General features: G+C 58.2%; 10 protein-coding genes. 4 read left to right on the forward strand and 6 right to left on the reverse strand.

What is annotated here, in order from left to right:
* The first annotated feature begins 289 nt into the window (after positions 1 to 289).
* From IEW18_RS05265 to dinB, 3 genes are all read left to right on the forward strand, one after another.
* Positions 290 to 1,954, forward strand: coding sequence for an MFS transporter (locus tag IEW18_RS05265; protein WP_188556769.1), 1,665 nt, complete (start codon positions 290 to 292; stop codon positions 1,952 to 1,954).
* A gap of 74 nt (positions 1,955 to 2,028) precedes the next feature.
* A complete protein-coding gene (locus IEW18_RS05270) occupies positions 2,029 to 3,675 on the forward strand; it encodes a carboxylesterase/lipase family protein (RefSeq protein WP_188556770.1) in 1,647 nt (548 codons plus the stop codon).
* Between the two features lie 328 nt (positions 3,676 to 4,003).
* Complete coding sequence (dinB, locus tag IEW18_RS05275; protein WP_188556771.1) at positions 4,004 to 5,083, forward strand: DNA polymerase IV; 1,080 nt, start codon at positions 4,004 to 4,006, stop codon at positions 5,081 to 5,083.
* A 58-nt stretch (positions 5,084 to 5,141) separates the two neighbouring features.
* On the opposite strand, the gene IEW18_RS05280 is transcribed toward dinB, so the two are convergent.
* The 6 genes from IEW18_RS05280 to IEW18_RS05305 form a co-directional block, all read right to left on the reverse strand.
* Complete coding sequence (locus IEW18_RS05280; protein ID WP_188556772.1) at positions 5,142 to 5,471, reverse strand: hypothetical protein; 330 nt, start codon at positions 5,469 to 5,471, stop codon at positions 5,142 to 5,144.
* A gap of 154 nt (positions 5,472 to 5,625) precedes the next feature.
* Entirely contained in the window at positions 5,626 to 6,570 is a 945-nt protein-coding gene (locus IEW18_RS05285; protein WP_188556773.1) for an N-acetylornithine carbamoyltransferase, read from the reverse strand.
* Between the two features lie 89 nt (positions 6,571 to 6,659).
* Positions 6,660 to 7,295 (reverse strand): hypothetical protein, encoded by a 636-nt coding sequence (locus tag IEW18_RS05290; RefSeq protein ID WP_188556774.1) that lies wholly within the window; start codon positions 7,293 to 7,295, stop codon positions 6,660 to 6,662.
* Positions 7,296 to 7,328: 33 nt separating this feature from the next.
* Positions 7,329 to 7,616, reverse strand: coding sequence for a GIY-YIG nuclease family protein (locus IEW18_RS05295; RefSeq protein WP_308428040.1), 288 nt, complete (start codon positions 7,614 to 7,616; stop codon positions 7,329 to 7,331).
* Positions 7,617 to 7,762: 146 nt separating this feature from the next.
* Positions 7,763 to 10,993 carry a carbamoyl-phosphate synthase (glutamine-hydrolyzing) large subunit gene (gene carB / locus IEW18_RS05300; RefSeq protein ID WP_188556775.1) on the reverse strand — a complete coding sequence of 1,077 codons (3,231 nt, stop codon included), beginning with the start codon at positions 10,991 to 10,993 and terminating at the stop codon, positions 7,763 to 7,765.
* A gap of 93 nt (positions 10,994 to 11,086) precedes the next feature.
* A complete protein-coding gene (locus IEW18_RS05305) occupies positions 11,087 to 11,455 on the reverse strand; it encodes a hypothetical protein (RefSeq protein ID WP_188556776.1) in 369 nt (122 codons plus the stop codon).
* Between the two features lie 215 nt (positions 11,456 to 11,670).
* Between IEW18_RS05305 and IEW18_RS21640 the strand changes: the two genes are divergently transcribed.
* Positions 11,671 to 11,886 carry a hypothetical protein gene (locus IEW18_RS21640; RefSeq protein WP_229728603.1) on the forward strand — a complete coding sequence of 72 codons (216 nt, stop codon included), beginning with the start codon at positions 11,671 to 11,673 and terminating at the stop codon, positions 11,884 to 11,886.
* The last annotated feature ends 122 nt before the right edge of the window (positions 11,887 to 12,008 follow it).

Here is a 12,008-nt window from a genome sequence, read left to right on the forward strand (position 1 = left end):
GAAACGGCGGCGAAGCATCTGGCTTGGCTAAGGGCGCCGGCGTAAGCAGTCGTCAGCCAGGTAAGCGGCCTTGGCGCTGCATCAGGCGCGAAATGCTCGGCAGAGCAGTCTGGTTTAAGCGAAAGGCACTTACTGTTCACGCGGCCTAGCAAATGGTAGCTGAACGGGCGGGCCGGGCAGTACCGGCGGGCGGTTGTTCTCGTATTAGATTTTTCCGGCTGCCGGGTGCAGCCCTCAGCCTGCGTTTTGGGCTGTTGTACTTCTCTCCTCGCTCCGCTGCGCTTTGTGTATGACCCAGCTTTCCCCACCTGTTGCCACTGCTCCGGAACCGCAGCCGACCCTGCTCACGCCCTTCGCCTACTCCTTGTTCCGGGCTATCTGGATTGCCTCGGTGGTTTCTAACATCGGCACCTGGATGCAGAACGTGGCGGGCGTGTGGCTGGTCACGACGCTTACTTCCTCGGCCCTGCTGGTGGCCCTGATGCAGACTGCCACCAGCCTGCCGGCCTTTCTGCTGAGCATGCCCGCCGGGGCCATTGCCGATTTAATTGACCGGCGCCGCCTGCTGCTGTTTACCCAGGGGTTTATGGCGGTAGTGGCGCTGCTGCTGACCGGACTTACGTTGCTGGGCGAGGTTTCGGCCTTTAGCGTGCTGGGCTTTACGTTTCTGCTGGGCATTGGCGCGGCCATCAACGCGCCCGTGTGGCAAACCGTGACCATTGAGCTGGTGCCCCGGCGGGTGCTGGGCTTTGCCATTACCCTGAACGGCGTCAGCAACAACATTGCCCGGGCCATCGGGCCGGCCATTGGCGGGGCCATCATCACGTATTACTCACCGGGCTGGGTATTTCTGGTTAATGCCGTGTCGTTTCTGGGTACGTTTGCCGTCGTGTATGCCTGGAAGCGGGAAGCGGAGGTAGCCAGCGGCCCGGCCGAAAACTTCACGGGGGCCCTGCGCGCGGGCATGCGCTACGTGCAGTACTCGCCGGCTATTTACGCGGTGCTGTTTCGCACGTTTGCCTTTGCCTTCGGGGCCAGCGCCATGTGGGGCCTGCTTTCCGTGGTTACTGCCCGCCGCCTGCACCTCAGTTCCGATACCTACGGCGTGCTGCTTTCCTGGCTGGGGGCTGGGGCCATTACCGGGGCCTTTCTGATGGGCCGGGCCGGCAACCGCCTGAATTTCAACCAGCGCGTCTTGCTCGGCAGCGCCGTGTTCGTGGGCACCAACGTGGCCCTGGCCCTGGTGCCGTCGGTGTACTGGCTGTACCCGGTTATGTTTGTTTCGGGAGTTGCCTGGCTGATGGCCATGACCAGCTTCAGCACCACCGTGCAGCTGCACGTGCCAAAGTGGGTGCAGGCCCGGGTGGTGAGCATGTACATGCTGGTGTTTCAGGCCGGGTTGGCCCTGGGCAGCGTGGCGTGGGGCGAGCTGGCCGACCGCACCACGCTGGAAACGGCCCTGCTGGCCACGGCCGCCTGGATGCTGCTGAGCTTGCTGCTGGCCATTCCGTTTCCGATGCGCTCCGCCGAAGGCCTCAACCTGGACCCGGCCGAGCACTGGCCCGCCCCCACCGTAGCCGGCGACATCGACCCCGATGACGGGCCGGTGGTAGTTATGGTAGAATACGACGTGGCCCTGGCCGATCAGCCCGCATTTCGGGTGGCCGCCGCCCAGCTTACTCGCTTGCGCCTGCGCGACGGCTCGTTGCGGGCCGGAGTATTCACGGACCTGGCCCAGCCCACCCGCATTACCGAGTTTTTCTACGTGGCTACCTGGGGCGAGCATCAGCGCCAGCACCACCGCTTCACCAAGGAAGATTTGGCGGTGGAAGCCGATGTCCGGCAGTTTCACGTGGGGCCGGCGCCGCCCCGCGTCACGCACTTTCTGGCCTTCCCCCGCTCCGTTAACGTGGAAATGGCTACCCCCTACGAAACAATGGAAAGTCCGCAGTAGCTGCCGGCCCTGGGCGGGTGGTTTTTCCGGCGCCGGTAATCTGTTACCTTACCATCCTACCTTTCCTTGCCGTCATGAAGCTCCTCATCCTGTTATCCTTGCTAGCGGCCGGCGCGGCGCCGGCTGCCCGGGCCCAGACTCCCACCTCTACGCGCATGGCCGCCGCTCCTACCCAGGTTCAGACCGCAAATGGTATGCTTGAAGGCCAGACTACGACCACCGGTATTCGCGCCTTTAAGGGCGTTCCGTTTGCGGCCCCGCCCGTAGGCGAGCGGCGCTGGAAAGCCCCGCAACCCGTTGCCAACTGGACGAATGTGCGCCCGGCCAAGGAATTCGGGCCGCGGGCCATGCAGCTACCCTTGTTTGGCGACATGAACTTTCGCTCCAACGGCGTCAGCGAGGATTGCCTCTACCTCAACGTCTGGACGCCCGCCAAGTCGGGCCAGGAAAAGCTGCCGGTGCTGGTGTATTTCTACGGCGGCGGCTTTGTGGCCGGCGACGGCTCGGAGCCGCGCTACGATGGGGAGAGCATGGCCCGGCGGGGCATTGTGGCCGTTACGGTTAACTACCGGCTCGGCGTATTCGGGTTTCTGGCCCACCCCGAGCTCACCCAGGAGTCCCCGGACCACGCCTCCGGCAACTACGGCTTTCTGGACCAGAGTGCCGCGCTGCGCTGGGTGCAGCAAAACATTGCCGCCTTCGGGGGCGACCCGCGGCAGGTGACGATTGCCGGCGAGTCGGCGGGGTCCATGTCGGTTAGCGCCCAAATGATTTCACCCCTGTCCAAAACCCTGTTTGCCCGCGCCATTGGCGAAAGTGGCTCGATGCTGAACACGGGTTTCGGCCCAATTCCGCTGTCCCAGGGCGAACAGGCGGGGGTAGCCTTTGCCAGCAGTTTGGGGGCTTCCTCCCTGGCGGCTCTGCGGGCCCTACCCGCCCAGCAATTGCTGGAAGCTACGGGCAAGCCCGGTACGCCCCGTTTTGCCCCTACCCTGGATGGCTATTTCTTCCCGAAGCTGCCCGTAGCTACGTTTGCCGCCGGCGAGCAGGCCCGCGTGCCCCTGCTGGTGGGCTGGAACTCCCAGGAAATGTCGCATCAGTTTTTGCTGGGAAATGAAAAACCCACCGTGGCCAGCTACACCCAGGCAGTGCAGAAGCTGTACGGCGAGCGGGCCGCGGAAATCCTGAAGCTCTACCCCGCCGCCAACGATGCCCAGGCCGAGCAGTCGGCCACGGCCCTGGCCGGTGACCGGTTTATTGCCTACAGCACCTGGAAATGGGCCGATATGCACGCCCAAACCAGCGGCCAGCCCGTGTACCGCTACCTCTACGCCCGGCCCCGGCCCGCCATGACGCCCGAAATGGGCAACGCCACGGCCGGCCTGGCGGGCGGAGTAGTCAAGCAAGCGCCCTCGGCCCCCAAAGCGCCGCCCGCTACCGGCGCCGTGCACTCGGCCGAAATTGAGTACGCCCTGGGTAACCTGGGTACCAACAAAGTATACGCCTGGACTCCCGAGGACTACAAGGTGTCGCAGACCATGCAGAGCTACTTTGCCAACTTCATTAAAACCGGCAACCCTAACGGCAAAGGCCTCCCTACGTGGCCAGCCCTGGGCAAAGGTTCGGGCGCGCAAGTGCTGCGCTTGGATGTGCAGACCAAAGCCGAGCCGGACCAGACCCGTCCCCGCTACCTCTTGCTGGACCAGCAAGTGGGCAAGTAAAAATCCTGCCCGAGGGGTAGCGCAAGTATTCTTTCGTTCCGCTAATTGACCACACGTTTCACTGGTACCGGAAGGGAGCTTGGCTTAGGCCAAGCTCCCTTCTGCTTGTATCAACTGTCGGCTAACTGGAGGTGCTTGTGCAAGCAACGCGCAGCTGGGCACTTCCGGGCTTTTTCTGGGCTACAATGCTGCCTACTTCCAAGGTCGGGGCCTTCCCGCATCATTCGGCTTCGCCTATATTCTTCCTCGTCTCGTCGGCAACTCGGACCTTTGTTGGGCAGATACCTTCGGGGGAATTCAACTCTGTCATCAAGCCCAATACCAGCCCGTGGACACCTCGGAAGCCCGCAAGATTATTCACCTTGACATGGATGCTTTCTATGCCTCCGTGGAGCAGCGCGATAATCCGGTATTGCGGGGCAAGCCCGTGGCCGTGGGGGGCTCCCGGCAACGCGGCGTAGTAGCGGCGGCTTCCTACGAAGCCCGGCAGTTTGGGGTGCGCTCGGCCATGCCCTCCAGCACGGCCTTGCGCAAATGCCCGGAGCTGGTATTCGTGAAGCCCCGTTTTGAGGTCTATAAGGACGTTTCGCGCCAGATCCGGGCCATCTTCTCGGAGTACACGCCTTTAGTTGAGCCTCTTTCCTTGGATGAGGCCTACCTTGATGTCACCGAAAATCTTAAAGGCATTGCCCTGGCCACTCAGGTAGCCCGCGAAATCCGGGCGGCTATTCTGGAAAAAACCCAGCTCACGGCCTCGGCGGGTATTTCCTACAATAAGTTTCTGGCTAAGCTGGCTTCCGATTACCGCAAACCCAACGGGCAGTTCGTTATCCGGCCTAACCAAGGGCTGGCGTTTGTGGCGGGCCTGGCGGTGGGGCAGTTTCACGGTATTGGCCCCGCTACGGCGGCACGCCTCAACAACCTGGGCATCTTCACGGGCCTGGACCTGCGGCAGCAGACGGAAACATTTCTGCGTCAGCACTTCGGCAAGGCGGGTTCGCACTACTACCGCATTGCCCGCGCCCAGGATTTCCGCCCCGTTGTGCCCGACCGGCTGCGCAAGTCCATTGGCTCAGAAACCACTTTTGAGCACGATTTGCTTACCCCGGAGGAGTTGACCAGTGGCCTGCAACCTTGCCTGGAGTCGGTGTGGCAGCATTGCCAGCGTACCGGCCTGCGGGGCCGCACCGTGACACTCAAAGTTAAATACGCCGATTTTCAACAGATTACCCGCAGCCGCACCTTGTTTGGGGTAGTGCCTGGCCCCGATGCCCTGGCCCAGATCAGCCACGAGCTACTGACGGGCATTCAACCCATTTCAAGAGGCATCCGGTTGCTGGGCGTAACACTGTCAAACCTGGAAGCCCCGGAGGAAGCCGTGGGTAGGCAGCTGGCCCTGCTGCTGTAAACGCAAACCGCCCCGACTTGTGCAGCCGGGGCGGTTTTCTAGCAGAAAATACGTGACCTTACTGGGGGTCAGCTTTTACTTTCGACTTTCTTTTCTTGTCCTTCATCTTCACGTCCGCCGGCTTGGTAGTCGTAGGCGCGTAGGTGCCGGAGGTGCTCGACTGCGTTTCTACCGTGGTAGTAGTGGTAGCGGGCGTCGTCGTAGTCGACTGGTTAATTGTGCTGCCGGAGGTAGTACCCTGCATCGTACCCTGCGTAGGCTGGGTCTGGATGGTTGTGTTCTGGGTCGGCTGCGTGGTGGTGGTAGTGGTGGTGCTGGAGTTGGTCTGGGCGTTAGCCGCAGAAACACCGGTTACCAGTACAGCAGCGAGGGCAAGGAGCTTTTTCATAGCAGGTGAGAGTTAAGGTGAAGCAAAGTCGACCGTATGGTAGACTCCTGAGTAGCCTTTAACGCAGCTCAGCCGCTAGGGTTGATTCAAGACGGAAATAGCCGCCTCTGCCCTACCCTACCCTACCCTACCCTACCCAGGCTGCTCGGCCCTCCTACTTCAGCAGTTCGTGCAGCACGGTTTGCATGGAAAACACCCGGTTGCCGGCCTCCTGAATCACCAGGGAGTTCGGCGAATCCAGAATAGCATCCGAAACTTCCACGTTGCGGCGCACGGGTAGGCAGTGCAGGAACTTGGCGTCGTTGGTGCCGGCCATATGTTCAGGCGTGAGCATCCAGGCTGGGTCGTTGCTGAGGACCTGGCCGTAGTCGTGGTAGCTGCTCCAGTTTTTGGCCTGCACGTAGTCGGCGCCTTCCAGGGCTTTCTTCTGGTCGTACTCGATGCGGGCACCCTTCGTGAATTTGGGGTCTAGCTCGTAGCCCTCGGGGTGAGTGATGACAAAATCTACCCAATCCACTTCCGCGAACCAGTCGCAGAACGAGTTGGGCACGCACTGGGGCAGGGCGCGTACGTGCGGGGCCCAGGTCAGCACCACTTTCACGCGCTCCTTTTTCTTTGTCTCCGCTACCGTAATCAGGTCGGCAAACGACTGCAGCGGGTGCAGCGTGGCACTTTCCAGGCTAATAACCGGCACGGTGGCATACGTCAGAATCTTGTTGAAGACTTCCTCGCTGTAGTCGGCCTCCTGGTCCTTGAGCGTGGGGAAGGTGCGTACGCCCAGCACGTCGCAGTACTGGCTCATCACGGCAATGGCCTCCTTAATGTGCTCCTGGGTACCGCCGTTCATCACTGCGCCATCGGCCATTTCCAGGGTCCAGGAATCGGCGCCGGCGTTGAGCACCCAGGCTTGCGCACCCAGGTTGTAGGCCGCCTTTACTGAGCTAAGCCGGGTCCTGAGGCTGGGATTGAAGAAGATCAGCCCCACGGTTTTGTTCTTGCCGATGTGCTGGTACCCGTACGGATTCGTCTTGATTTCCAGGGCTTGCTTGAGCAGGGCTTTATAGTCGCCCGCATCGGCGAAGGAGGTGAAGTTTTTCATTTGTTGGGAGAGTGGCCTAGGCCTAAAAGAACGTCATGCTGAGCTTGTCGAAGCATCTCTACCGCTTTGGTAAACAGAAAATCAGTGTGCTACCTCTTCAGTATTTCAACCTTAATAGGGTGCTTTCTACGATGTTCATAGTACTTGACCGCCTCCCTCTCTACTTCAGCTTTCGATACAATGGGCCGCCAAGATTTATCTAACATGTATCCATCTTCTGAAATAGCTGGCTGCTCAAAGCTTACAGCAGTTTTCTCATCATCTGGAATCAAGTAAAAGATCTGATCCAACCGAACTAACGAATTCATGGACGCAAAGCCTGATTCGTGCATTTCCTCTTCAGTTAGTTCCTCACCGCAATTGTCACATGATTTCTCCCGTGCATTAAAGGCTATGTAGCCACAAACTGGACAAGTTGAGTAAGTGGTACCATTTTTTGCAAGGGCTTTGTCGTGCGTAGATAGAAGAATGGTTGGTAATGCCGATATAACTATCACACTTGCTAGTACAGCTATACGAACGGCGAAGGACCGTTTATTAGTGAAGTAGTATCCCGCAAAGCCTACTGGACCGACAACAAGGCCAGCCAACCCACTGTAGAGAACTTTCATTCCTTTATCGGTGGTGTATTCATTGCCAAACTGCATGGCAATGACTAGAGGTACCACTAAAAAAGCGCTAACCCAGTATATCTCAACATTAGATTTTGATTGGTCTGATTTCAACTTTATCAGAAATTTGAAGTGTATACCCTGTTGTTACCCTGTCCATGTCTTCAGGTCAATAACCTGCCACTTTGGATTGAAAGCTGTAATCAGCGCATCTTTCTTTTGTCGCGTCCAGCCTTTTAGCTGCTTTTCCCGCGCAATAGCCTGTATAGCATCTGGGCACTGTCCAAAGTACATCAGTAAGTCCGCTTGATAGCGGCTAGTGAACTTGCTCGCATTACCCCGGCCACTACTGTGCTCGTAAAGCCGCCGTGTGATTTCGTTGGTGGTACCGATGTATAGGACAGTTTTAGTTGAATTGGTTAGGATGATAGATATACATGCATGTACGGCACGAAGAAAATCAGACCGTCATGCTGAGCTTGTCGAAGCATCTCTACTGTTTGTCCTCACAACAGGAGTTAGTCAGAGGTAGAGATGCTTCGACAAGCTCAGCATGACGGTCTATTCTTAATTCTAGCCAGTTACATAGCCTTATACTCGTTCCAGCTCTTAATCTTCAAATCCTGCATTTCCAGAGTGCAGAAGGCTTGGATAAAGGCTTTGGCCAGACGGGCATTGGTGAGCAGCGGGATGCCGAAGTCGATGGCGGTGCGGCGGATTTTGTAGTCGTTGTCCAGCTCGCCCTTCGAGAGGTTCTTAGGGATGTTGATGACCAAGTCGATTTTCTTCTCCTTGAGGTAGGTCAGCACGTTGGGCTCCTGGTAGTCGTCGGGCCAGAAGACGAGGGAGCTGGGCACGTTGTGTTCGGCAAAGAAGCGGTGCGTGCCCTGGGTGGCGTAAATGACATAGCCACTTTGCACCAGCAGCCGCGCCGATTCCAGCAGGGCTATTTTGGAGAGGATGGGGCCGCTAGAAATCAGCACCGACTTCTGCGGAATCTTGTAGCCCACGCTCAGCATCGATTTCAGCAGGGCTTCCTCGGCCGTGTCGCCCAGGCAGCCTACCTCGCCGGTGCTCACCATGTCCACACGCAGCACGGGGTCGGCGCCGGGCAGGCGGGTAAACGAGAACTGCGGGGCCTTCACACCCACGAAGGGCAGGTCGTAGACCAGCTCACTTGCGTCGCGCTCCACTTTCTTGCCCAGCAGCACTTGGGTGGCCTTGCGGATAAGGTTGTTGCCCGAAACCTTGGACACAAACGGGAAGGAGCGGGAAGCGCGGATGTTGCACTCAATCACCCGGATTTCGCGGTTTTTCTCCAGGAACTGGATGTTGAACGGCCCGCTGATTTCGTAGCGCTTGGCAATCTTTTCGGCAATGACTTTGAGCTTGCGCACTGTGCCCACGTACACGCGCTGGGGCGGGTAGTACATGGTGGCGTCGCCGGAGTGCACGCCGGCAAACTCCACGTGCTCGGAAATGGCGTAGCTCACAATTTCGCCCTTGTCGGCCACCGCGTCCAGCTCAATTTCCTTGGCCTCCTGGATAAACTCCGACACTACCACCGGATACTCGGCGCTTACTTCGGCCGCCGCTTTCAGGAACGACTCCATTTCAAACGCGTTGGAAACCACGTTCATTGCCGCTCCCGACAGCACGTAGCTCGGCCGGATCAGCACGGGGTAGCCTACCTCGCCCACAAACTCGAACATAGCGTCCAGGGAAGTCAATTCCTTCCAACGGGGCTGGGCAATGCCCAGCTCGTCCATGATGCTGCTGAACTTGTGGCGGTTCTCGGCTTCATCAATGCGGGCCGGGGCGGTACCCAAAATAGGCGCCTTGGCGTCGGCCAAGCGGGTAGCGAGGTTGTTCGGAATCTGGCCGCCGGTGCTCAGGATGACGCCCTGGGGCTGCTCGAACTCCAGAATGTCCATCACCCGCTCGAAGCTCAGCTCCTCGAAGTATAGCCGGTCCGACACGTCGTAGTCCGTCGAAACGGTTTCGGGGTTATAGTTGATGATGATGGTTTTATAGCCCTCTTCGGCGGCCGTCTGCACGGCATTTACCCCGCACCAGTCGAACTCCACGGAGCTACCGATGCGGTACACGCCCGAGCCCAGCACCACGATGGACTTGCTGGTTTCTTGAGCCAGGTCGTTTTCGGTGCCGTGGTAGGTGCTGTAGAGGTAGTTGGTTTTAGCCGGAAATTCAGCCGCCAGCGTGTCAATCTGCTTGATAACGGGCAGCACGCCCAGGGCTTTGCGGCGGGCGCGCACCAGCAGCTCGTCGGCTTTCACGTCGCCTTCGCCGAGCAGCTTCACGGCAATTTGCTGGTCGGAGAAACCAGCTTTCTTAGCCTCGCGCAGTAGGCCAGTTTCCAAGGCACCTAGGCCACTGGCGCGCTTCTCTGCCAGCTTCTTGCCCAGCTCGAAAATGGTGAGCAGACGCTGCAGAAACCAGTGGTCAATCTTGGTCAGCTCGTGGACCTGCGCCAGGGTATAGCCGGCCTCAAACGCCAGGTTGATGGCGAAGATGCGCTCCTCGTTCGGCTCGCTCAGCAGCTTGTCGATGGTGGCGTTGTCTACCTGCTCGGGCTTATTAGCCACGAAGCCGCGCTTGCCGGTATCCAGCATGCGCAGGCCCTTCTGGATGGCTTCCTCGAAGGATTTGCCGATGGCCATGACCTCGCCCACGCTCTTCATGGCCGAGCCAATCTGCCGGTTCACGCCCTCAAACTTGGCCAAATCCCAGCGCGGCAGCTTCACCACCACGTAATCCAGGGCCGGCTCGAAGAAGGCCGATGTGGTCTGGGTCACGCTATTTTTCAGCTCCGAGAGCGAGTAGCCCAAACTCAGCTTAGCCGCCACGAAGGCCAACGGGTAGCCCGTAGCTTTGGAAGCCAGCGCCGAGGAGCGCGACAAGCGGGCATTCACCTCAATCACGCGGTAGTCCTCCGATACGGGGTCGAGGGCGTACTGAATGTTGCACTCGCCCACGATGCCGAGGTGGCGGATGGTCTTGATGCCGATGCTGCGCAGCTTGTGGTACTCGCGGTTGCTCAAGGTCTGCGACGGAGCTACCACGATGCTCTCCCCGGTGTGGATACCGATGGGGTCGAAGTTCTCCATGTTGCAGACCGTGATGCAGTTATCGTACTGGTCGCGCACCACTTCGTACTCCACTTCCTTCCAGCCCTTGAGCGACTCTTCCACCAGAATCTGGTCGGAGGTGGTGAAGGACTTCTGGGCCAGGGCCCGCAGCTCGTCCATGTTGTTGGCGAAACCACTACCTAGGCCACCCAGCGCAAAGGCCGCCCGCACGATGATGGGGAAACCGATTTTCTCGGCCGCGGCCAGCGCGTCTTCCATATTGGTCACGGCCACGCTGCGGGCCGAGAGCACGCCAATCTGGTCGAGCTTCTCCTTGAAAATGTCCCGGTCCTCGGTGTCGATGATGCTCTGCACGGGCGTGCCCAGCACCTGCACGTTGTACTTCTCGAACACCCCGGCGCGGAACAGGGCCACGGCGCAGTTCAGGGCCGTTTGGCCCCCAAAGGCCACCAGAATACCATCGGGCTGCTCCTTTTTGATGACTTCCTCCACGAAGTAGGGCGTCACGGGCAGGAAATACACGTCGTCGGCAATATTGTCCGACGTCTGCACGGTGGCAATGTTGGGGTTAATGAGGATGGTGCGGATGCCTTCCTCTTTCAGCGCCTTGAGGGCCTGGGAGCCGGAGTAATCGAACTCACCGGCCTCGCCAATTTTCAGCGCGCCGGAACCGAGGATGAGAACTTTCTGTGGTTTTTCCATTCTGGGGGTTAGAGTAACAGGCCGCGGGGGCGGTCGTGTTAAAAGGCAGTCGTGCGCGGCCAACTAAGGCGGTTGGCGCTGAGGAGTGTGCTGTTAATTAGAGTAAACGGTGTCGCTCTTTACCATCTTCCACTCGCCAGAGGGTTGTTTGATCACCCTGGTTCTGATGGTAGCGGTAGCCTTTTCGCCTTTCAGAATAATGCGAAAGGTGAGCGAATCCTGTTTAGGGCCAGGTTTACCGGCGTCAAATTTCTTAGAGACAATCTTGCCTGTACGGCTCAGTATTCTGGGTGAGGCATTACCGGCCCCCATGGCTGAAAGAACGATGTCCGACTTCTTGCCTAAGGCTAATTTGATAAAATCTTCTCCCTTTAGACTCTTGATGAAGTAGAACAGGGCAAACGCCGCTGCTCCCAATGCTACATACCCCCAGTTCTGAAAACCTCTGTCTTTGGATTGCATAGGAGTAGTAAGTTGGAGAGTGGTGATATTGGAAGACGGCGCGTTTGTTGAATGGAACTGATGCTTACACTGGTTAAGAATGTACTTATCCTTTGAGCATTTGCGCTGATGTTTAGCAGGGAAACTCTTTAGGTGAGGCGTAGTTCATGGGGAGGATTTTAGTTTCCGAAACGCCTAGAGAAACCCTTTTTCAAATCTGCGTTATCTGGGTCAGTTTGGCAGTAGATGACAAAGACAGTATCGCCTATTATGCGTCCTTGCAGCAGATCTTCTGGCTGCCTACGCTTGAACGAGTAAGTTTTGCCAGCGACTTTGTATTCAACAGCAGTGTTCCTGCCAATTTCAGTGAGCACTCCAACAGCAAACGCAGGCTTTCTAAGTATTTCTTTGGCTTCGTACTCCCGGTAAGCTTTCGTTATCAAGTAGAGTAAAACGGGAAGGCCAAATACAACTAGGAGAAGCTTAATTTTCTCAATGTGCTGCATTGTCTGAAATGCCCCCTCTATTCTGGGGCGCGTTTTAATCCGACCTTTTCGCTTCCTCAATTGCCGGC

The organism is Hymenobacter glacieicola (assembly GCF_014640315.1).
Classification (GTDB): Bacteria; Bacteroidota; Bacteroidia; order Cytophagales; family Hymenobacteraceae; genus Hymenobacter; species Hymenobacter glacieicola.

Bases quoted from the DNA above. Each gene is read 5' to 3' on its own strand.
- IEW18_RS05305 (WP_188556776.1), bottom strand. From the start codon at position 11,455: ATGCAATCCAAAGACAGAGGTTTTCAGAACTGGGGGTATGTAGCATTG.
- IEW18_RS05280 (WP_188556772.1), bottom strand. From the start codon at position 5,471: ATGAAAAAGCTCCTTGCCCTCGCTGCTGTACTGGTAACCGGTGTTTCT.
- IEW18_RS05285 (WP_188556773.1), bottom strand. From the start codon at position 6,570: ATGAAAAACTTCACCTCCTTCGCCGATGCGGGCGACTATAAAGCCCTG.
- IEW18_RS05270 (WP_188556770.1), top strand. From the start codon at position 2,029: ATGAAGCTCCTCATCCTGTTATCCTTGCTAGCGGCCGGCGCGGCGCCG.
- carB (WP_188556775.1), bottom strand. From the start codon at position 10,993: ATGGAAAAACCACAGAAAGTTCTCATCCTCGGTTCCGGCGCGCTGAAA.
- IEW18_RS05265 (WP_188556769.1), top strand. From the start codon at position 290: ATGACCCAGCTTTCCCCACCTGTTGCCACTGCTCCGGAACCGCAGCCG.